This is a genomic window from Citrobacter sp. 21OH12SH02A-Citro, assembly GCF_027919895.1.
In the GTDB taxonomy this organism is placed as follows: domain Bacteria; phylum Pseudomonadota; class Gammaproteobacteria; order Enterobacterales; family Enterobacteriaceae; genus Citrobacter; species Citrobacter braakii.
On record NZ_CP114801.1, the window covers coordinates 2531270 to 2552424 of the forward strand.

Below are 21155 nucleotides of genomic sequence, written 5' to 3' on the forward strand. Positions count from 1 at the left end.
TTAAAACAAGAATTTTGCATCTTTAGGGGGCCAGGCGATCAATTTTCCACGCGTTATCTTCGCGTTGGTATAAAAAACGATCGTGCAGACGGTTTTCGCCACCCTGCCAGAACTCCATCTGCTCAATACTTACGCGAAAGCCTCCCCAGAAACTGGGCAGTGGAACTTCCCCTTGCTGAAACTTCTGCTTCAGTTCGAGGAATTTGCTTTCCAGAATACCGCGCGCAGAGATCCGACTGGATTGCTTAGAGACCCAGGCGCCAATCTGGCTATCACGTGGGCGACTGTGGAAGTATTTCACCACTTCCAGCGTGGATAGGCGCTCAGCCTTGCCGATCACCATCACCTGCCGTTCCAGCGTATGCCAGGGAAACAGGAGGCTGATGCGTGGGTTTTTCTCAATCTGATGTGCCTTACGGCTACCGAGGTTGGTATAGAAAACCAGCCCTTTGTCATCATAATGTTTGAGCAACACGATACGCTGATAAGGCTGACCGTTTTCATCGACGGTAGCAACGACCATCGCAGTGGGATCGGCCAGTTTGGCGTCACAGGCTTGCCCCAGCCAGCGCTCGAACAGCGCAAGGGGCTCGGCGGGAAGATCGCGGCGGCGGAGACCGCCTTTCGTGTATTCACGGCGCAAATGCGCGATTTGCTGCAATTCGTCGTTATCAGACATGATGTTGGCTACGGATTGTCAGTGGGTGACGCTATTGTGCGCCGCCCAGGTGAAAATCTCAACGCTTCGGGTTCTGTAACTGACAGTTATTTAGCACAATTCTGTCTCGTTTATAGACCGTTGCCTCGTCGCCTTTAGACCAGAAGACGTAAATACCATCGGTATAGCGAGCACCTGATGCCGACACGCCCTGTTTGAGGTTCAATAGCTGATTATCATAAACAAAACTCGCCATCTGACGGGTATTGTTCAGCTTCACGGTAAGCGGTTTTTCGTCACAGCGGTATTCGAGGGTATCCGTTTGCATACGCTCGACAAATTGGTTGTACACGCTGCACCCGCTAAGCAGTACCGGCAGACACACTAACAACAGTTTTTTCATAGCCATATCCTGAAGACTTTCCTGGTCCTGGAGGGTAATGGCACCCTCCCTAATATCCCTAGTTTATCGACATATGGCGCTGAATAATTTCAGTTAACTCTGAGTTCGTGGGTTAGCGGGATAAATCGCCCCTAAAACGCTCGGTTCTGATGCGCCGGTCACGGAAGGCAGATTTCCCGGTAATCCCGCCAGCGTTCGCCACGCCAGCCAGGCAAAAGCCAGGGCCTCCATATCATCGCCGCTGATCCCAGCCTCATCGGTTGAAGTGACCTCTGTCCCTGGCAATAACGCCGCCAGACGCATCATCAGCAGCGGATTACGGCTGCCGCCGCCGCATACCATTAGCCGTTCACAGCCTCCGCTTAGCAAGACCTGCTCGGAAATGGTCACGGCCGTCAGTTCGGCAAGCGTCGCCTGCACATCCCGCGGGCTTATTCCCGGGAACTGCGCCATATGACGTTCTATCCAGCCATAATTGAAATACTCGCGGCCAGTGCTTTTCGGCGCAGGCGCAGAAAAATAAGGATCGTTAAGCATATTTTGCAGTAAAGGCAGGATCACCGTTCCCGATGTGGCCCACTGCGCATCTTTGTCATAGGGTTGGCCGCATTGCCGCCAGATCCAGGCATCCATCAGCATATTGCCCGGCCCGGTATCGTAACCGCGAACGGGTTGCTGTGGGATAAGCAGAGACAGATTGGCAATTCCGCCAATGTTTAGCACCATCCGCCGCTCCGTTGGATGAGCCAACAGCGCCTGATGAAAAGCGGGAACCAACGGCGCGCCCTGTCCGCCGAGAGCGATATCGCGGCGACGAAAATCGCCGATCACCGTTATCCCGGTACGCGCGACGATTTGATTGTTGTCGCCAATTTGCAGCGTGTGCGGCGCGATTCCCGTCGGTTCATGCCACACGGTTTGCCCATGACAGCCAATCGCAACGATCTCATGCGGTTTCAATTTTTCCTGTGCCAACAGCGCATTCACAGCCTCGGCAAACAGATAACCGAGCTGTGCGTCAAGTTGGCCAAACTGCGATAGCGTAAGCTGCTGCCCCTGGCAGATATCCAGGATCGCCTGCTTTATATGGAGAGGGATAGGCCAGGTCAGACTCGCCTGTTGCGCAACCATCGTTTCATCTATCGTCGCCAGCACAACATCGACGCCATCAAGGCTGGTTCCAGACATTACACCGATAAAACGGCCCGATTTCATATGTCATCCTTTTAAGCAAATTAGCCTTGACACTCAACCATAAAGTGCCGACTAATGCCATGCTTCCTTAATGATTTTTGAGGGCTAATCATTACAATGGACGCTTTATTACATCAATTATATGAATGATTCGTTTATACTCGGTATATCCGATTTCGGTTAAGATTTTCATATTGTTCCAGTAGAACATGTGACCTTAGGCTCACAAGTGCCATATAATTTAGCCATGAAGGGTGCTTTATTAGCGTTTCGTGGTGTTAAAGGAGATTTGTAAATGATTAAACGTGTGCTGACTGTTGCATTAATGGGTGTATCTTTGGCGGGCTGCGTTAACAATGATAGCCTTTCAGGCGACGTATACACGGCATCCGAAGCGAAACAAGTTCAGAACGTTACCTACGGTACAATTGTTCATGTTCGTCCGGTGCAAATCCAGGGTGGCGATGACGCAAACGTGATTGGCGCCATTGGTGGTGCGGTACTCGGCGGGTTCTTGGGTAACACCGTCGGCGGCGGTACGGGTCGTTCATTAGCCACAGCGGCTGGCGCAGTTGCCGGTGGCGTAGCGGGTCAAGGCGTACAAGGTGCGATGAATAAAACCCAGGGTGTAGAACTGGAAATCCGTAAGGACGACGGTAATACCATCATGGTGGTTCAGAAACAGGGTGCGACCAAGTTCTCAGCTGGCCAGCGCGTTGTTATGGCTAACAACGGCAGCCAGGTTACCGTGTCTCCACGCTAATCGAATTCACGTGTGGTCAGGTTCTGGCCACACGTCATCTCATCGTTTCAGGCCTGTGACTGCAGTTCAATAATATTGTGTTCCAGTCTGGCGACCAGTTTAATCAGCAGATCAATTTCCTCAGCTGAAATCCCTTCCAAAATTTCTCCACGCGTCTTGTTGATAACCGCTTCCATATCTGCAATCAGCGGCTCTGCTTTTTCTGTCAGTTTAATTCTCTTTGCCCGACGATCGCTGGCGCAAGTCTGTCGTGAAATGAGTCCCTTTTCTTCCAGCTGGTCAAGCGTGCGTACCAACGAAGGCTGCTCGATGCCAATCGCTTTAGCCAACTGAATCTGCGATTGATCAGGCGGCAATTGATGAATGTTGTGCAGCGTAACCCAATGCGTCTGCGTCAACTCCAGAGGTTTCAGGCGATGGTCAATCAGAGCACGCCAAATGCGCACCAACCGTGCCAGATCAGAACCTAATGGCGATTCCAATTTCATCTCCTTATAATTAGCTTGCTAAGTTATTATGCTGATTTTAGAATAGTGTGCAGCATTTGTATTCCCAAAACAAATGTATTGCCAAATTTGCTTACCGGCTGACATTTTTTCAGACATTATGCGTTACAGAGACTCATTGTCTCTTTTTTGCTAAACCTATAGCAATGCTCTCTTCCGCCAAGGATTTTGCCCGTGAAGTTTATGTTTAATGCAACAGGATTGCCCCTACAAGATTTAATGATCGGAGCATCTGTCTACTTCCCTCCTGTTTTCAAGGCGTTTGTAGCAGGATTTATTCTCTGGCTGGTTGTTCATCGCCTCCTGCGCGACTGGATTTACTCCGGCGAAATCTGGCATCCCCTGTTAATGGATCTGTCACTCTTTACGCTTTGCGTATGTCTGGCCTTTGTAATGCTGATTGTGTGGTGATTATGTCGCTTAAAACCATTAAATACTTCTCCACCATTATAGTCGCTGCCATCGCAGTTTTCGCCGGATGGTGGATGTGGAATTACTATATGCAATCGCCCTGGACACGTGATGGCAAAGTGCGAGCTGAGCAGGTCAGCATCACGCCGCAGGTCTCAGGCAGCATTAGCGAACTCAATATAAAAGATAACCAGTTTGTGAACAAAGGCGATGTCCTTTTTATCATCGACAAGACACCGTTTCACATTGCTGAACTAAATGCGCAAGCGCAGCTGGCGAAGGCACAGTCCGATCTGGCGAAAGCCAATAACGAAGCCAACCGCCGCCGTCATTTATCGCAAAATTACATCTCAGCCGAAGATCTGGATACTGCTAACCTCAACGTGAAAGCCATGCAGGCCAGCGTTGAAGCAGCCGAGGCCAGTCTGCGCCAGGCACAGTGGCAACTGACGCAGACGGTGGTCAAAGCGCCCGTAGCGGGCTGGGTCACCAACCTTTCAACTCGTACTGGAGACTACGCCTCAACCGGTAAGCCCCTGTTTGCCCTTGTCGACAGCCACTCTTTCTATGTGATGGGGTATTTTGAAGAAACCAAGTTGCGCCACATTCGTGAAGGTGCTCCTGCGGTTATCACGCTCTACAGCGGCAACATAAAGTTACAGGGTCACGTATCCAGTATTGGTCGCGCCATCTACGACCAAAGTGTGGAAAGCGATTCCGGCCTGATTCCCGACATCAAACCCAATGTGCCGTGGGTGCGTCTGGCCCAACGCGTTCCGGTCCGCATCGAATTCGACGCTCTGCCGCAGAATGTCACCCTGGTTTCTGGTACGACCTGCAGCGTGTCTATCGGCCAGCGTAAATGAAACTGTCCCACCTGATGCCAGGCCATTGGCCGTGGTTTAAAGCCACGGTAGCGCAGTGGCGTTATGCGTTGCGAAATACCATTGCGATGTGTCTGGCGTTAACATTCGCCTATTACCTGAATCTGGATGAGCCCTACTGGGCGATGACCTCGGCGGCAGTGGTCAGCTTTCCCACCGTCGGCGGGGTTATCAGCAAAAGTCTGGGTCGTGTTGCGGGTAGCTTGCTGGGTGCCACCGCCGCGTTGATTATTGCCGGTCATACCCTCAATGAGCCGTGGTTGTTTTTGCTGAGCATGTCAGTGTGGATCGGTTTTTGTACCTGGGCCTGCGCTCACTTCACCAATAACGTCGCCTACGCCTTTCAACTGGCCGGTTATACGGCGGCGATCATTGCTTTTCCCATGGTCAATACCATAGAGATTACGCAGTTGTGGGATATCGCTCAGGCCCGCGTATGCGAGGTCATCGTCGGTATCCTGTGCGGCGGCATGATGATGATGATCCTCCCCAGCACCTCCGATGGCACCACATTGCTTACCGCGCTGAAAAACATGCATTCGCGTTTACTGGAGCATGCCAGCTTACTCTGGCAACCGGAGACAACGGATGCGATTCGCACAGCTCATGAAGGTGTTATTGGTCAGATTTTGACCATGAACCTGCTACGTATTCAGGCGTTCTGGAGTCACTACCGTTTTCGCCGTCAAAATGCGTTGCTCAATTCGCTGTTGCATCAGCAGTTACGTATGACCAGCGTGATCTCCAGTCTGCGCAGGATGCTCCTGAACTGGCCCACTCCCCCGGCTAATACCCGGGAAATCATCGAACAACTGCTCAGCGAGCTGGTCAAATCCAATACCGACACCTACACCGTCGCGCGTATTATCGCCCCCTTGCGTCCTCTCGATGCGCGCGACTATCGGCACGTCGCCTTCTGGCAAAGACTGCGTTATTTTTGTCGGCTCTACTTACGCAGCAGTCATTATCTGCATTTACTGGAAAATGGCGTTACCGCCGAGCGTATTACTATCGCCCGCACGCCAGGACTTGCCCGTCATACCGATAATGCGGAAGCTCTCTGGAGCGGATTGCGTACGTTCTGTACCCTGATGCTTATCGGCGCATGGAGCATTGGCGCGCAATGGGAATCAGGCTCTGGCGCACTAACGCTCGCGGCCATCAGCAGCGTGCTCTATTCCGCCGTAGCCACGCCGTTCAAGTCACTTTCTTTGCTGATGCGCACGCTGGTTCTGCTGTCGCTGTTTAGCTTTGTGGTTAAGTTTGGCCTGATGGTGCAAATCTCTGACCTCTGGCAATTCATTCTGTTTCTCTTCCCGCTGCTCGCTACCATGCAACTCCTGAAGCTGCAAATGCCCGCGCTGGCGGGTCTTTGGGGACAGCTAATCGTGTTTATGGGATCGTTTATCGCGGTGACTAATCCGCCGGTTTATGATTTTGCTGATTTCCTGAATGACAATATGGCGAAAATAACCGGCGTGGCGCTATCGTGGCTGGCATTCGCCATTCTACGGCCCGGATCGGATGCGCGGAAAGGTCGCCGCCATATTCGCGCCCTGCGCCGGGATTTTGTCGATCAGCTCAGCCGACATCCCTCGCTCAGTGAAAACGAATTTGAGTCGCTGACCTATCACCACGTCAGCCAGCTCAGCAACAGTCAGGATGCACTGGCGCGACGCTGGCTATTGCGTTGGGGGGTTGTCTTGCTTAACTGCTCGCACGTGGTGTGGCAACTGCGCACCTGGGAGGTGCGTTCAGATCCTCTGGCTCGCGTCAGAGACGTGTGTATCTCGCTGCTTCGCGACGTAATGAGTGAGCGCGGCGTTCAGCAACGACCGCTGAATGCCACGCTGAGTGAGCTACAGCGTATTTGCGACACGCTCGCCCACCATCATCAACCTGCGGCGCAAGAACTGTCGGCGCTTATCTGGCGACTACACTGCTCGCTTTCTCAGCTCGAACAGGCGCCTCCGCCGGGTACGCTAGGCAATTGATTATTTGATAACGCCACAGGCGTAGCGCGCTCCACCACCGCCAAGCGGTTTTGGTTGATCGGACATATTATCGCCACCGACATGGATCATCAGCGCTTTGCCTTTAACCTCATCGAGCGTTTTCAGCCGCGGCGCAATGACCGGTGTTGTGGCGTTACCGTCGTTATTCACCACCAGCAGCGGCAGGTCGCCCATGTGGCCTGCGCCTTCCGGACCTTCGTGCTTGCCGGTTTGGTGCGGATCATAATGGCCTCCAGCCGATTCCGCGGCTGAGGCTTTTCCTTCTTTAATCGCCGGTTGGCAACTGCCATTCGCATGGACATGGAAGCCATGTTCACCCGGCGGCAGCGCTTTCAGATCGGGCGTAAACTCCAGCCCTTTCCCGGTTTCAGCAATAGTGACCGTACCAATCGCCTGGCCGACGCCTTGCGACGTTACCAGATTCATCGTCACTTTTTCTTCACTGGCAGCCTGCGCACCTGCACAGGCGAGTAGAGTAATAATGGCCAAACTCAAACGCTTCATAAGACCTCCGTCCAAAAGGTGTCTGATTGATAAGTGTAAACCAGTGACACAAATTTGAACGGAGAAGCGTCAAAAACGCGATTACGGTACGTCGTAACCCAGCGCAGCTTTGCGAATACGGAACCACTGCTGGCGAGACATGTTCAATGACTCAGACTCAACGGCGGCGCGTACACGCTCTATCTTCCCTGAGCCAATAATCGGCAGCGGCTGAGACGGCAGACGTAAAATCCAGGCATACACCACCTGCTCAATGGACTGCGCGTTTAACTCTTCTGCGATTGTGGCAAGTTCATTACGTAATGGCTGGAACGCATCGTCATTAAACAGACGACCACCGCCGAGGCAGGACCAGGCCATCGGACGAATGCGCAGTTGTTGCAGTTGATCTAAAGTACCATCCAGCAGGAGCGGCTGATGTACCGGTGAGATCTCAACCTGGTTAGTCGCCAGCGTGAACGGCAGACGCGATTGCAGCAGTGAGAACTGTGCCGGGGTGAAGTTAGATACGCCAAAGTGACGCACTTTTCCGCTATGGTGCAATTTTTTGAACGCGTCGGCTACGTCGTCCGCATCCATGAGCGGATCGGGACGATGGATGAGCAGCAAATCAATATGATCGGTCGCCAGCAACTTCAACGATGCTTCCGCACTGGCAATAATATGCGCGCTGTCGGTGATGTAATGACCCAGCGCATTTTCCGTGCGCGCCGTCGTGGCGATCCCGCACTTGGTAACAATCTGCATTTTTTCACGCAGATGCGGGGCCAGCTTCAGTGCCTCGCCAAACGCCGCTTCACACTGGTATCCGCCGTAAATATCGGCGTGATCGACGGTGGTAACGCCCAGGTCCAGATGTTCTTCAATAAAGCTGACTAGCTGGCGCGCGGACATATTCCAGTCCATCAGGCGCCAATACCCCATTACAAAGCGAGAAAATTCCGGACCTTGCGGCGCAATAGTAATACGCTGAACCATAGCAGCTTCCTTATAAGTGAATGTGCATCGAGTATACGCAATTACGCTTTTAAAAGAGTGAAGGTTGTTGCGGTTCTTCCGAAGGGTTGGCTTTGTTTGCTCGTAATTTACGCATCAGGCGCTGACGACAAAGCCGTAGCACTTCCTGCTTTTCGGCATCGCTCATCTTTTGCCAGTTAAAACGCTCATCCCGACTGCGAAAACAGCCACGGCAAAAACCGCGCTCGTCAGACTGACATATTCCACGGCATGGGCTCTGGACGGGGAAAAACTCCAGCTGTTCGGCCACATCCCCTCCTTTAGTAAGATTGATATACCTATTGAAGACGTTAACTGAATTTCTCGCAAGCGCTATTGCATTAGACCGACTGGTCTATTACACTCCTTTCCATGAACAAAATCACTGAACACGATACACGCGAACATCTGCTGGCGACTGGCGAACTGCTGTGTATGCAGCGCGGTTTCACCGGTATGGGCTTAAGCGAACTACTGAAAACCGCTGAAGTCCCCAAAGGTTCGTTTTATCACTATTTTCGCTCTAAAGAAGCGTTCGGTGTCGCGATGCTGGAACGCCACTATGCGGCCTATCATCAGCGACTGGCTACGCACTTTGATACGGGGGCAGGAAACTATCGCGACCGCATTCTGGCCTACTATCAGGAAACCCTGAACCAGTTTAGCCAGCACGGCATTATCAGCGGTTGTTTAACCGTAAAACTGTCTGCCGAAGTGTGCGATCTGTCAGAAGATATGCGCACGGCGATGGATAAAGGCGCGCGGCACATTATTGCGCTGTTAGCGCAGGCGCTGGAGAAAGGTCAGGCAAACCATTGTCTGTCCTTTGTTGGCGAGCCGTTACAGCAGGCGCAGGTATTGTATGCGCTGTGGCTGGGCGCCAACCTGCAGGCCAAGATTTCTCGTAGCGCCACCCCGCTGGAAAATGCGCTGGCGCACGTTAAAACCATCATTACTACGCCTGCCGTTTAACAGGCGTTTTTATTTCTTTTATTACTAGACGACCGGTCTATTCAGGAGTGCCATATGTCATCTGAAAAACTTTTTTCCCCACTGAAAGTGGGTGCTATTACGGCAGCAAACCGCGTATTCATGGCGCCACTGACGCGTCTGCGCAGCATTGAGCCTGGCGACATCCCTACTCCGCTGATGGCCGAGTATTACCGTCAACGCGCCAGCGCGGGTCTTATCATCAGTGAAGCTACACAGATTTCCGCGCAGGCGAAAGGCTATGCGGGGGCACCCGGCTTACACAGCGAAGCGCAAATTGCCGCATGGAAAAAAATCACCGCTGCCGTACATGCGGAGCAAGGTCATATTGCGGTCCAGTTGTGGCATACCGGGCGCATCTCTCACACCAGTCTGCAGCCCAACGGTCAGGCACCGGTCGCACCTTCCGCGATTAGCGCCGGTACCCGGACCTCGCTGCGTGATGAAAATGGTCTGGCAACGCGTGCGGATACCTCAATGCCGCGTGCGCTGGAAACGGAAGAAATTCCCGGCATCGTTAATGACTTCCGTCAGGCGATTGCCAACGCGCGCGAAGCGGGTTTCGACATGGTTGAACTGCACTCCGCTCACGGCTATCTGCTGCACCAGTTCCTGTCGCCAACGTCTAACCAGCGTACCGATCAATACGGCGGCAGCGTCGAAAATCGTGCACGTCTGGTGCTGGAAGTTGTCGATGCCGGTATTAAAGAATGGGGTGCCGATCGCATCGGTATTCGCGTCTCCCCAATTGGCTCATTCCAGAACGTTGACAACGGCCCGAACGAAGAAGCCGATGCGCTGTATCTGATTGAACAACTGGGCAAGCGCGGAATCGCTTACCTGCATATGTCTGAGCCGGACTGGGCTGGCGGCGAGCCGTATTCCGATGCGTTTCGCGAAAAAGTTCGTGCACGTTTCCACGGTCCGATCATTGGTGCGGGTGCCTACACACCTGAAAAAGCAGAAGCACTGATCGAGAAGGGCCTGATCGACGCCGTTGCTTTTGGTCGCGCCTATATCGCTAACCCGGATCTGGTTGCGCGCCTGCAGCGTAAAGCGGAGCTGAATCCGCAACGTGCCGAAAGCTTCTACGGCGGCGGCGCGGAAGGTTACACCGATTATCCTACCCTCTAACGTCACAAACTCCGTTCTGCCATTGATAGCGGCGTAACAACGCCGCTATACTAAAACAACATTTTGAATGTATTAGCCATTTTCGAAGGGGAAAAAGATGCGTTTACTTCATACCATGCTGCGCGTGGGTGACCTGCAGCGTTCCATCGAGTTTTATACCAACGTGCTGGGCATGAAGCTGCTGCGTACCAGCGAAAACCCTGAATACAAATACTCCCTGGCCTTTGTCGGCTACGGCCCTGAAACCAGCGAAGCCGTGATCGAACTGACCTATAACTGGGGTGTCGACAAGTATGAGCTGGGCACTGCCTACGGCCATATCGCCCTGAGCGTAGACAACGCAGCCGAAGCCTGTGAACGTATTCGTCAGAATGGCGGTAACGTCACGCGTGAAGCCGGTCCGGTAAAAGGCGGCACCACCGTAATTGCGTTCGTTGAAGATCCAGACGGTTACAAAATTGAACTGATCGAAGAGAAAGACGCCGGGCGCGGCCTGGGCGACTGACCTCCCCACGGGCGCAGATCGTCTGTGCCCGTAGTTTTATACTCATCATTTTGCCATAATACGCGCTGCAATTTTCCCGTATTAAGAGACCCAGATGTCCGATAACGCTCAACTTTCCGGTCTGTGTGACCGTTTTCGTGGTTTTTATCCTGTCGTCATTGATGTCGAAACCGCAGGGTTCAATGCCAAAACCGATGCGCTGCTTGAGATCGCAGCCATCACACTGAAAATGGATGAACAAGGCTGGCTGATGCCGGACACGACGTTACATTTCCACGTAGAGCCATTTGAAGGCGCGAATTTGCAGCCGGAAGCCCTCGCCTTTAACGGAATTGACCCTAACAATCCGCTACGCGGAGCGGTCAGCGAATATGACGCTCTGCATGCCATCTTTAAAATGGTGCGTAAAGGCATTAAAGACAGCGGCTGCAATCGGGCGATCATGGTGGCGCATAACGCTACGTTCGACCACAGTTTTATGATGGCCGCAGCAGAACGCGCCTCGCTCAAACGTAATCCATTTCATCCGTTCGTCACCTTTGATACTGCGGCCTTAAGCGGCCTGTCTCTGGGGCAAACTGTGTTATCGAAAGCGTGCCTGGCGGCAGGAATGGAATTTGACGGGACTCAGGCGCACTCGGCGCTGTATGACACCGAACGGACGGCCGTGCTGTTTTGCGAAATTGTTAACCGCTGGAAACGTCTCGGCGGCTGGCCTCTTCCCGTACCTGAAGAGGCATAACGGACCGATAAAAAAAGCGACCATCACGAGGTCGCTTTTTTATTTACGCTGATATTATTCAGCGTCCGGCTCTTCGGTTTTGTATTTCGCCGCTGTTTCTTTAATCAGCTGCTGCAACTCCCCGCGCTGGTACATTTCGATCAAAATGTCACAGCCGCCAACCAGCTCGCCATCAACCCACAGCTGCGGGAAGGTTGGCCAATTTGCGTATTTCGGCAGCTCGGCGCGAATATCCGGGTTCTGCAGAATATCAACATAAGCAAAGCGTTCACCACAGGCGGACAGCGCCTGCACAGCCTGAGCGGAGAAACCGCAGCTTGGCAGTTTAGGGGAACCTTTCATGTACAGGAGAATCGGGTTTTCAGCGATCTGGCGCTGGATTTTTTCGATAGTGGTGCTCATTATCTTGCTTCCTTAAACTTCTTTTACGGCAGTAGTCTGACATTGTAGCGGGTCAGACAGGCAACGGAAAATAACATTTTCATTACGCGTTATTATTTTATCCCCTGACGCCAAAAGTTGCATTCACAATCTCATTTATCCCCTTAAAGCCTGTGGATTTGATTATTCGTTCACCAACGCCAACTTTAATTGCTGATTTTTTTTGCGGTCGGTTACGAAACGTAGTTTTAAACAAAAAAGCTATTAACTTTCCCTCTTTCTATAGATTAGAATCATCAAGTTTTGAAAATCACACGCAGGCATGATAGACCTGCCTTACCAGAGGATTGCTCAGTGGCGCGGATAAACCGAATCTCGATCACGCTCTGTGCTTTACTTTTTACTACACTGCCCTTTACGCCCATCGCTCATGCTTCCAAGCAGGCCAGGACGACACCTACCCATTCTCACACCATCAAAACGGTAGATAAAAAGAAAAGCGCAACAACCAGCCAAAAAATAACAAAAACCAGCAAGAAAACGGCGACAAAAACCACCAGCAAAACCAGCACCAAAACCGCTTCCTCTTCTAAACATCGCACTGCCGCTCCGGCAAAGTCGACTAAAACGGCAAACCGTCGTGGTAAAAACACCGCAGCACAAACCGCTGCCGTTACCTGGACTGAAAAATGCACGCCGCGCAAAGGCCATAAGCCGCGCTGTGTAAAAGTGAAAACCACCGCACCAACGACGCTGGCTGACGCGCATAAAGTGAAAGTGCAGAAAGCCACTAAAACCGCCATGTCCATGCTGATGAACCAAATCGGCAAGCCTTATCGCTGGGGCGGCACCTCACCAAGAACCGGGTTTGACTGCAGCGGTCTGGTCTATTACGCCTATAAAGATCTGGTGAAATTCCGCATTCCACGTACTGCGAACGAAATGTATCATCTGCGCGATGCAGCGCCGATTGAACGTGGCGAACTGAAAAATGGCGATCTGGTATTTTTCCGTACCCAGGGGCGTGGAACTGCCGATCACGTTGGCGTTTATGTTGGCAACGGTAAGTTTATTCAGTCACCGCGCAGCGGCCAGGAAATTCAAATCACCTCTCTGAGTGAAGATTACTGGCAGCGCCACTATGTGGGCGCTCGTCGGGTAATGACGCCAAAAACAATTCGTTAAAAACTTACCCTACAGTACCTGCTGTAGGGTAAGTTCTTCTTTTGCATAACCTTTCAATTTGCTACCCTATCCTTACTCACAATGAGGCTATTGTGTGTACTCAATACAAATAATAAGGAGAGAAGCAATGTCGTTTGAATTACCTGCATTACCGTATGCCAAAGATGCTCTGGCACCGCACATTTCTGCCGAAACGCTGGAATATCACTATGGCAAACACCATCAAACTTACGTGACTAATCTGAACAACCTGATTAAAGGCACGGCGTTTGAAGGCAAATCACTGGAAGAGATCGTACGTAGCTCTGAAGGCGGTGTATTCAATAACGCAGCACAGGTATGGAACCACACGTTCTACTGGAACTGCCTGGCACCGAACGCAGGTGGCGAACCTACCGGTAAACTGGCCGAAGCAATTGCCGCCTCCTTTGGCAGCTTTGCGGATTTCAAAGCGCAGTTCACCGATGCCGCTATTAAAAACTTCGGTTCTGGCTGGACCTGGCTGGTAAAAGGAACGGATGGCAAACTGGCTATCGTTTCCACCTCCAATGCAGGTACACCGCTGACCACCGACGCGACGCCGCTGATGACCGTTGACGTGTGGGAACACGCCTACTACATCGATTATCGCAATGCCCGTCCTGGCTACCTGGAAAACTTCTGGGCGCTGGTGAACTGGGAATTTGTTGCGAAGAACTTCGCAGCATAAAAAAGATGACGCAGAAGGAGAACCCTTCTGCGTTTTAGCATTAATTCGCGGTAGTGAAAGCCTCTTCAGGCTGTTTGCGCGCCGAGATAAAGACCAGCAGCAGCGCAAGTCCTGCCACAATTGCCCCCATCACCGGAACAAAGCTATAGCCCAACCCACCGGAAATCACCGCCCCACCGGCTGCGGCACCCAGAGCATTCCCCAGATTAAAGGCGCCAATGTTGACTGACGATGATAATCCAGGCGCTTCGCTGGCAACGCGCATCACGCGCATCTGCAACGGCGGAACGACCGCAAACGTCGCTGCCCCCCAGACCACCATACTAACTGCCGCACCCAGCTCATTACGCGCCAGGAAAGGAATGGCCAGCATAATAACCATCAGCAGCAGTAAAAAGCCTTTCAGCGTACCGTTAACGGAACGGTCAGCCAGTTTGCCACCAAGATAGTTACCGATTGAGAAGCCGACGCCAATCAGCACCAGCATACCGGTCACAAACGCCGGTGTGGCATGGGTGATCGTATGTAACACTGGTGAGATATAGGTATAAAGCGTGAACATCGCCCCCGCTCCCAGAACGGTCGTCAGCAGCGCCGACAGCACCTGCGGACGCAAAAGTACCGCCAGTTCGCTACGGACATCCGGGCGCTCTCCCGCCCCACCTTTGGGTAAAGAGAAGAACAGGCTGACCATGGCGATGACGCCCAGACCCGCCGTTGCCATAAACGACATACGCCAGCCGATGGTTTCACCAAGCCAGGTCGCCGCAGGAACGCCGCCAATATTGGCAATGGTCAACCCCATAAACATGGTTGCCACGGCGCTGGCCTGCTTATGTTTGGGTACTACGCTTGCAGCGACAACGGAGCCAAGACCAAAAAATGCCCCATGGTTCAGACTGGTCAAAATACGCGATAACATCAGGGTGGTGTAATCCGGCGAAATAGCCGAAAGCACGTTGCCCAGCGTGAAAATCGCCATCAGGAATATCAACGCATTACGTCGCGCACGATGGGACAGCAGTAATGTCATCAGCGGAGCACCCACCATTACCCCAACCGCATACGCGCTGATTAACATTCCGGCCGCGGGAATCGAGACATCCACACCTTTGGCAATGACGGGCAATAATCCCATTGGCGAAAATTCAGTGGTGCCAATGCCAAACGCGCCGATCGCCAGCGCCAGTAAAGGATAATTGAGTTTCATATTTCGACTCCGTAACGTCGAGCCGGGGCGCGACATAAAATAAGAGTCAAAAGCATGACATTGATCGCAAAATTAATAAAGTTAACAAAATTGCAAAAGACTTTTGCTTATTCGCAAACAATCGACGGGAAAGGCAAGCAGAAAGGATGAGGGAGAGCGAACTCCCTCGGGGGAAATCAATGCAGCGCTGCGGTCAGGCCACCCGCGACGATCAAACCCAGAACAATAATGGTAGTCACTAACGAAAATTTCAGATCGGTGCTCATCAAGTTTTCTCCTTTTTATTCCCACACAAAAAGTGATATTGCGCATTTTTACACACTTGAAAGCAAAAATCTCTCACGATTTATATTGATAACTGCTTTTAACTCTTCCCCTTTTCGTTAAGATCAGACAAAATTCCACGCTTACTTGATTAGCGTACCGGCCATTGACCCCTTCCTGACGTTCCGTGTCGTTTTCCCGGCGTGCCGCAACCCTTACGTTGCGCTAAGGGTGTGTTAAGGCAAACGTTTACCTGGAGTATTCTCAGGAGCTTAGGATATGGTCTGGAGTGAGATGTAATGGCAACAATTAAAGATGTAGCGAAGCGAGCAAACGTTTCCACTACAACCGTATCACACGTAATTAACAAGACGCGCTTTGTCGCGGAAGAAACGCGTAATGCTGTCTGGGCGGCGATCAAAGAGCTGCACTATTCTCCGAGCGCCGTGGCGCGCAGCCTGAAGGTGAATCACACCAAGTCTATTGGCTTGCTGGCCACCAGCAGCGAAGCGGCCTATTTCGCTGAAATTATCGAAGCCGTTGAGAAAAACTGTTTCCAGAAAGGCTATACCCTGATTCTGGGTAACGCATGGAACAGCCTCGAAAAACAGCAGGCTTATCTCTCGATGATGGCGCAAAAGCGCGTTGATGGTCTGCTGGTGATGTGTTCTGAGTATCCGGAGTCGCTGCTTTCGATGCTCGAAGAGTACCGCCATATTCCGATGGTCGTCATGGACTGGGGCGAAGCTAAAGCCGACTTTACCGATACGGTCATTGATAACGCCTTCGAAGGCGGTTACATGGCGGGTCGGTATCTGGTAGAACGCGGTCATCGTGAGATTGGCGTGATCCCAGGCCCAATGGAGCGTAATACCGGAGCCGGGCGTCTGGCAGGCTTTATGAAAGCGATGGAAGAAGCGCTGATTAAAGTTCCTGAAAACTGGATTGTGCAGGGCGATTTTGAGCCTGAATCCGGCTATCGCGCCATGCAGCAAATTCTGTCACAGTCGCATCGTCCGACCGCCGTCTTCTGCGGTGGCGATATCATGGCGATGGGTGCGCTGTGCGCCGCTGACGAGATGGGACTGCGCGTACCGCAGGATGTTTCGCTCATCGGTTACGACAACGTGCGCAACGCCCGCTTCTTCACGCCGGCTCTGACGACCATTCACCAGCCTAAAGATTCACTGGGGGAAACGGCCTTCAACATGCTGTTAGACCGTATCGTGAATAAACGTGAAGAGTCGCAGTCTATCGAGGTTCATCCGCGCCTGGTAGAGCGCCGCTCCGTTGCCGACGGCCCGTTCCGCGATTACCGTCGTTAAGACTGTTGTGCGGGAGCCTCATCGGGCTCCCGCAACCATTCCTTATTCAGTGTTTCACTATCCCCTAAATAGTCCAGCAGCCAGCTCAATGCCGGCGACGTATCGTTCTGTTGCCATGTCAGGCAACATGCGGCATCAGGAAATGGATTCTCCAGCTGTAGCGCGACCCATTTGCCGCTATCAATCCACGGTTTAGCAAAATGCGTCGGTACCATGCCCACGCACAGACCTGCAGATAAACAGGTAGCAGAAGATTCCCAGTCAGGCACCACAACGCGCTTTTGGTTATCCAGCAGCCAGGTAATACGCTTAGGAAGCGTACGCGACGTGTCTTCACGCACCAGCGACGGCCAGTTGCGCAACGTGTCGTCGCTTAGCGGTCCGGACATTGACGCCAACGGATGATGGCTTGCCACCATGCAGCTCCAGCTCAGCATTCCCATGTCGCGGAAGGTATAGCGCCCCCCCACCGGAATCGCTTGCGTGGCGCCGATTGCCAGCTCAACGCGCCCATCGGACAGCGCATCCCAGACACCGTTAAACACCTCCTGGAAAACCAGCAGCTCCACATCATCAAAATGACGATAGAAATCCACGATCATCTGTCGGGTACGATCCGGGCGGACAATGTTATCTACCGCGATCGCCAACTGCCCGCGCCAGCCATTGGCAATTTGCTGACATTGCTGGCGGGTGATCTGCATTTTTTTGATAACAGAGCGGCCTTCCTTGAGAAACCATGCACCGGCAGGCGTCAATTCCACGTCCCGATGGCGTCGCTCAAAAAGCGGCACCGCCAGCCACTCTTCCAGTTGACGCACGGTGTAGCTTACCGCCGAGGGTACGCGGTGCAACTCCTGCGCGGCCGAACTAAAGCTACCGTTACGCGCAACCGCATCCACAACTTCAAGTGAATATTCCGACCACATATTCTGCCTACAAAAAATTTGAAATCAGTAAGCAAATATTAGCGTTTCACAGCAAGAATTACACTCACTACACTCAGCGGCATTGTTCTACTGCTAAAAAAAGAGAAATGATGATGCAACCTGGGAAAGGATTTTTAGTCTGGCTGGCGGGTCTTAGCGTACTCGGTTTTCTGGCAACGGATATGTATCTGCCCGCCTTTGCCGCAATTCAGTCCGATCTGCAGACGCCTGCATCTGCCGTCAGCGCCAGCCTTAGCTTATTCTTAGCGGGTTTTGCCGTCGCGCAACTTCTGTGGGGGCCGCTCTCTGACCATTATGGTCGCAAGCCTGTTTTGCTGCTGGGTTTATCCATCTTCGCGCTGGGCAGTCTGGGCATGCTGTGGGTTGAAAATGCCACCGGTCTGCTGGTACTACGCTTTGTTCAGGCCGTTGGCGTTTGTGCGGCATCGGTTATCTGGCAGGCGCTGGTCACCGATTATTATCCTTCACAAAAAGTAAACCGCATCTTTGCCACCATTATGCCATTGGTCGGGTTATCCCCGGCATTAGCGCCGTTATTAGGCAGTTGGATCCTGGTACATTTTTCCTGGCAGGCCATTTTCGCCACCCTGTTTGCCATTACTCTAATCCTGATGCTTCCGGCTCTGCGCTTAAAACCAACAGCTAAAGCACGCGACGACAGCCAGGATAAACTGACTTTCGCTACCCTGTTGCGCTCAAAAGTTTACCGCGGAAACGTGCTGATTTATGCCGCCTGCTCCGCGAGCTTCTTCGCGTGGCTGACGGGTTCCCCGTTCATCCTCAGCGAAATGGGCTACAGTCCGGCGGTGATTGGCCTGAGCTATGTTCCACAAACCATCGCTTTCTTAATTGGTGGTTACGGCTGCCGCGCTGCGCTGCAAAAATGGCAGGGCCGTCAGTTGCTGCCCTGGTTACTCATTCTGTATGCCTTTAGCGTAGTGGCCACCTGGGCAACCGGCTTTATTCACCATGTTGCGCTGGCTGAAATCCTCATCCCATTCTGCGTTATGGCGATTGCCAATGGAGCAATCTACCCAATTGTTGTGGCTCAGGCGTTACGTCCTTTCCCACAGGCTACGGGACGCGCAGCGGCATTGCAGAACACTCTGCAACTGGGTTTATGCTTCCTGGCAAGCCTTGTGGTTTCCTGGTTGATCGCCACCCCGCTGCTCACCACCACCAGCGTGATGCTGACAACGGTGCTGCTGGCGGCCGCGGGTTACAAAATGCAGTCGCAGAAGGCTAACGCCCCGCACACAGATGATCGGGCGCAAATTGCCCACGGTGAGTCTCACTAGTAATCATCTTTGATAATTAATTAGCCTGCTAATGTTTATTGGTTGAATCATCAAAAATTCAGGCCTATACTGATTTCCGGTTGTTAAAAAAACGATAATTGTTATGTGTTAACGGGGACAAGAACGTTCCCGTTTTCCCATGGATGGTCTTTTCGGCAAGGGTTCCTCCCTTCCTCTGTTCTACGTCGGATTATAGATTCGCGGATTAATTCCGTGAGAGTTCTCACAAAGCCCAAAAAAGCGTCTACGCTATTTTAAGGTTCTGATCACCGACCAGTGATGGAGAAGCTATGAGTTCATCGTGTATAGAAGACGTCAGCGTACCGGATGATGACTGGTACCGCATCACCAATGAATTATTGAGCCGTGCAGGTATTACCATTAATGGTCCGGCACCGGCAGATATTCGCGTAACGAACCCCGATTTTTTCAAACGCGTACTGCAGGAAGGATCGTTAGGGTTGGGCGAAAGTTATATGGATGGCTGGTGGGAATGCGACCGGCTGGACATGTTTTTTTGTAAAGTCCTGCGCGCCGGTCTTGAAAACCAACTCCCCCGCCACTTTAAAGACACGCTACGTATCGCCACGGCTCGCCTGTTCAATTTACAGACCAAAAAACGTGCGTGGGTCGTCGGCAAAGAACACTACGATTTGGGCAACGATCTCTTTACCCGCATGCTGGACCCTTATATGCAGTATTCCTGCGCCTACTGGAAAGATGCCGATACCCTGGAATCTGCCCAACAGGCGAAGCTAAAAATGATTGCCGAAAAACTGCAGTTGAAGCCAGGCATGCGGGTGCTCGATATTGGCTGCGGCTGGGGCGGCTTATCCCAGTTTATGGCGTCACAATATGGCGTTAGCGTGGTGGGCGTGACCGTTTCGGCAGAACAGCAGAAAATGGCGCAGGCGCGTTGTGCGGGGCTGGATGTCACAATTTTGCTGCAGGATTATCGCGACCTTAACGACAAATTTGATCGCATTGTCTCCGTCGGCATGTTTGAGCATGTGGGGCCGAAGAACTACGCGACTTATTTTGAAGTGGTTGATCGTAATTTAAAACCCGACGGCCTCTTTTTGCTGCATAGCATCGGCTCCAAAAAGACCGACAATAACGTTGACCCGTGGATCAATAAATATATTTTCCCGAACGGCTGTTTACCGTCAGTTCGCCAGATTGCCAACGCCAGCGAGCCGCATTTTGTGATGGAAGACTGGCATAATTTTGGCGCGGATTACGATACAACGTTGATGGCCTGGCACGAGCGTTTCATGAGATCCTGGCCTGAAATCGCCGATAACTATACCGAACGCTTTAAACGGATGTTCAGCTATTACCTGAACGCCTGCGCCGGTGCGTTTCGTGCTCGCGACATCCAGCTGTGGCAGGTGGTATTTTCCCGCGGCGTTGAACACGGCCTACGCGTTCCCCGCTAATCGTTATCACCCCCGTGCCAACGGGGGTTTTACCTTCAGGCTTAGGCTCCCGCCTCACCCGTTACGTTACTGATGGCGCTTTCACGCGCCGCCAGTACGCGCTCAACGGTATCAACCACCGCCTGGGTTTGAGGATCGATTTCGATATTGACCCGCGCGCCTAACTTTTTCTTACCCAGCGTCGTACGTTCCAGCGTTTCCGGGATCAAATGCACACAGAAACGCGTCGGTGTCACCTCACCGACCGTCAGACTGATGCCATCAATTCCGATAAATCCTTTGTACAAGATGTATTTCATCAGCGACGGATCCTGAACTTTAAACCACACCTGGCGGTTGTTCTCCGAGGTCAGAATTTTCGACACTTCGGCGGTCGTCATAATATGGCCCGACATTAAATGTCCGCCAATTTCATCACTGAATTTTGCCGCACGCTCAACGTTGACCAAATCCCCAACCTTCAGGTCACCCAGATTGGTGATACGCAGCGTTTCTTTCATCAGATCAAAGCTTATCTGGTTACCGTTGATTTCGGTTACCGTCAGGCAGCACCCATTGTGGGCAACCGATGCGCCGGTCTCCAGCGCATCCAACATATATTCAGGTAACTCCACAACATGCGTACGAAAATTTGGTTTTTCATCAATGGACACCAATTTCGCGGTGCCCTGCACAATACCCGTAAACAT

At 52.3% G+C, this 21155-nt stretch carries 24 protein-coding genes and 1 pseudogene; 13 read left to right on the forward strand and 12 right to left on the reverse strand.

Features of this window, described 5'->3' with window-relative positions; all coding sequences use genetic code 11:
* Positions 1-22 precede the first annotated feature (22 nt).
* The 3 genes from pdxH to anmK all read right to left on the reverse strand — a co-directional run bounded on the left by pdxH (position 23) and on the right by anmK (position 2276).
* The gene (gene pdxH, locus O6D90_RS12240; RefSeq protein WP_003029169.1) at positions 23-679 is read right to left on the reverse strand and encodes a pyridoxamine 5'-phosphate oxidase; all 657 of its coding nucleotides are present in this window, start codon (positions 677-679) and stop codon (positions 23-25) included.
* Positions 680-737: 58 nt separating this feature from the next.
* On the reverse strand, positions 738-1067 hold the full coding sequence (gene mliC, locus O6D90_RS12245; RefSeq protein WP_085951051.1) for a C-type lysozyme inhibitor: 330 nt from the start codon (positions 1065-1067) through the stop codon (positions 738-740).
* A gap of 87 nt (positions 1068-1154) precedes the next feature.
* A complete protein-coding gene (anmK, locus tag O6D90_RS12250; protein WP_016156434.1) occupies positions 1155-2276 on the reverse strand; it encodes an anhydro-N-acetylmuramic acid kinase in 1122 nt (373 codons plus the stop codon).
* A gap of 274 nt (positions 2277-2550) precedes the next feature.
* On the opposite strand from anmK, the gene slyB reads away from it, so the two are divergent.
* Entirely contained in the window at positions 2551-3018 is a 468-nt protein-coding gene (gene slyB / locus O6D90_RS12255) for an outer membrane lipoprotein SlyB (RefSeq protein ID WP_016152998.1), read from the forward strand.
* A gap of 47 nt (positions 3019-3065) precedes the next feature.
* On the opposite strand, the gene slyA is transcribed toward slyB, so the two are convergent.
* Positions 3066-3506 carry a transcriptional regulator SlyA gene (gene slyA, locus O6D90_RS12260; RefSeq protein ID WP_032931217.1) on the reverse strand — a complete coding sequence of 147 codons (441 nt, stop codon included), beginning with the start codon at positions 3504-3506 and terminating at the stop codon, positions 3066-3068.
* Positions 3507-3698: 192 nt separating this feature from the next.
* Here slyA and O6D90_RS12265 point away from each other — a divergent pair, with 192 nt between their 5' ends.
* The 3 genes and pseudogenes from O6D90_RS12265 to O6D90_RS12275 all read left to right on the forward strand — a co-directional run bounded on the left by O6D90_RS12265 (position 3699) and on the right by O6D90_RS12275 (position 6838).
* Complete coding sequence (locus O6D90_RS12265; RefSeq protein WP_016156432.1) at positions 3699-3935, forward strand: DUF1656 domain-containing protein; 237 nt, start codon at positions 3699-3701, stop codon at positions 3933-3935.
* A gap of 2 nt (positions 3936-3937) precedes the next feature.
* A complete protein-coding gene (locus tag O6D90_RS12270) occupies positions 3938-4801 on the forward strand; it encodes an efflux RND transporter periplasmic adaptor subunit (protein ID WP_016156431.1) in 864 nt (287 codons plus the stop codon).
* A pseudogene (locus O6D90_RS12275) lies at positions 4798-6838 on the forward strand (FUSC family protein). The gene O6D90_RS12270 and the pseudogene O6D90_RS12275 overlap by 4 nt, the downstream one beginning before the upstream one ends.
* On the opposite strand, the gene sodC reads toward O6D90_RS12275, so the two are convergent.
* From sodC to O6D90_RS12290, 3 genes are all read right to left on the reverse strand, one after another.
* Positions 6814-7338 carry a superoxide dismutase [Cu-Zn] SodC gene (gene sodC / locus O6D90_RS12280; RefSeq protein WP_016156429.1) on the reverse strand — a complete coding sequence of 175 codons (525 nt, stop codon included), beginning with the start codon at positions 7336-7338 and terminating at the stop codon, positions 6814-6816. The pseudogene O6D90_RS12275 and the gene sodC overlap by 25 nt on opposite strands.
* 81 nt (positions 7339-7419) lie before the next feature.
* On the reverse strand, positions 7420-8316 hold the full coding sequence (locus O6D90_RS12285) for an aldo/keto reductase (RefSeq protein ID WP_016152993.1): 897 nt from the start codon (positions 8314-8316) through the stop codon (positions 7420-7422).
* 49 nt (positions 8317-8365) lie between these two features.
* Positions 8366-8605 carry a DUF1289 domain-containing protein gene (locus tag O6D90_RS12290; protein ID WP_016156428.1) on the reverse strand — a complete coding sequence of 80 codons (240 nt, stop codon included), beginning with the start codon at positions 8603-8605 and terminating at the stop codon, positions 8366-8368.
* Positions 8606-8706: 101 nt separating this feature from the next.
* On the opposite strand from O6D90_RS12290, the gene O6D90_RS12295 reads away from it, so the two are divergent.
* From O6D90_RS12295 to rnt, 4 genes are all read left to right on the forward strand, one after another.
* Entirely contained in the window at positions 8707-9306 is a 600-nt protein-coding gene (locus O6D90_RS12295; RefSeq protein WP_016152991.1) for a TetR/AcrR family transcriptional regulator, read from the forward strand.
* Between the two features lie 54 nt (positions 9307-9360).
* Entirely contained in the window at positions 9361-10458 is a 1098-nt protein-coding gene (locus tag O6D90_RS12300; protein ID WP_016156427.1) for an alkene reductase, read from the forward strand.
* Positions 10459-10555: 97 nt separating this feature from the next.
* Positions 10556-10963 carry a lactoylglutathione lyase gene (gene gloA, locus O6D90_RS12305; RefSeq protein WP_003029198.1) on the forward strand — a complete coding sequence of 136 codons (408 nt, stop codon included), beginning with the start codon at positions 10556-10558 and terminating at the stop codon, positions 10961-10963.
* Between the two features lie 94 nt (positions 10964-11057).
* Positions 11058-11705, forward strand: coding sequence for a ribonuclease T (rnt, locus tag O6D90_RS12310; RefSeq protein ID WP_016152990.1), 648 nt, complete (start codon positions 11058-11060; stop codon positions 11703-11705).
* A 54-nt stretch (positions 11706-11759) separates the two neighbouring features.
* Here the strand turns inward: rnt and grxD are convergent, their stop codons facing one another.
* On the reverse strand, positions 11760-12107 hold the full coding sequence (gene grxD, locus O6D90_RS12315; RefSeq protein ID WP_003832760.1) for a monothiol glutaredoxin 4: 348 nt from the start codon (positions 12105-12107) through the stop codon (positions 11760-11762).
* Between the two features lie 333 nt (positions 12108-12440).
* On the opposite strand from grxD, the gene O6D90_RS12320 reads away from it, so the two are divergent.
* Positions 12441-13271: a C40 family peptidase gene (locus tag O6D90_RS12320; protein ID WP_016156426.1), complete on the forward strand. Its 831-nt coding sequence runs from the start codon at positions 12441-12443 to the stop codon at positions 13269-13271.
* Positions 13272-13398: 127 nt separating this feature from the next.
* A complete protein-coding gene (gene sodB, locus O6D90_RS12325) occupies positions 13399-13980 on the forward strand; it encodes a superoxide dismutase [Fe] (protein ID WP_016152988.1) in 582 nt (193 codons plus the stop codon).
* Between the two features lie 40 nt (positions 13981-14020).
* On the opposite strand, the gene O6D90_RS12330 is transcribed toward sodB, so the two are convergent.
* Positions 14021-15190, reverse strand: coding sequence for an MFS transporter (locus tag O6D90_RS12330; protein ID WP_016156425.1), 1170 nt, complete (start codon positions 15188-15190; stop codon positions 14021-14023).
* 176 nt (positions 15191-15366) lie between these two features.
* Positions 15367-15456: a cytochrome bd-I accessory subunit CydH gene (cydH, locus tag O6D90_RS12335; RefSeq protein WP_003029209.1), complete on the reverse strand. Its 90-nt coding sequence runs from the start codon at positions 15454-15456 to the stop codon at positions 15367-15369.
* 297 nt (positions 15457-15753) lie between these two features.
* Here cydH and purR point away from each other — a divergent pair, with 297 nt between their 5' ends.
* Entirely contained in the window at positions 15754-16779 is a 1026-nt protein-coding gene (gene purR, locus O6D90_RS12340; protein ID WP_003832757.1) for an HTH-type transcriptional repressor PurR, read from the forward strand.
* Here the strand turns inward: purR and punR are convergent.
* A complete protein-coding gene (gene punR / locus O6D90_RS12345; protein ID WP_016156424.1) occupies positions 16776-17708 on the reverse strand; it encodes a DNA-binding transcriptional activator PunR in 933 nt (310 codons plus the stop codon). The genes purR and punR overlap by 4 nt on opposite strands.
* A 113-nt stretch (positions 17709-17821) precedes the next feature.
* Here punR and punC point away from each other — a divergent pair, with 113 nt between their 5' ends.
* Together punC and cfa are read left to right on the forward strand one after the other, a co-directional pair.
* The gene (gene punC, locus O6D90_RS12350; protein WP_016156423.1) at positions 17822-19027 is read left to right on the forward strand and encodes a purine nucleoside transporter PunC; all 1206 of its coding nucleotides are present in this window, start codon (positions 17822-17824) and stop codon (positions 19025-19027) included.
* 290 nt (positions 19028-19317) lie between these two features.
* Positions 19318-20466 (forward strand): cyclopropane fatty acyl phospholipid synthase, encoded by a 1149-nt coding sequence (gene cfa, locus O6D90_RS12355; protein ID WP_016152983.1) that lies wholly within the window; start codon positions 19318-19320, stop codon positions 20464-20466.
* Positions 20467-20507: 41 nt separating this feature from the next.
* On the opposite strand, the gene O6D90_RS12360 is transcribed toward cfa, so the two are convergent.
* The gene (locus tag O6D90_RS12360) at positions 20508-21155 is read right to left on the reverse strand and encodes a riboflavin synthase (RefSeq protein ID WP_016152982.1); all 648 of its coding nucleotides are present in this window, start codon (positions 21153-21155) and stop codon (positions 20508-20510) included.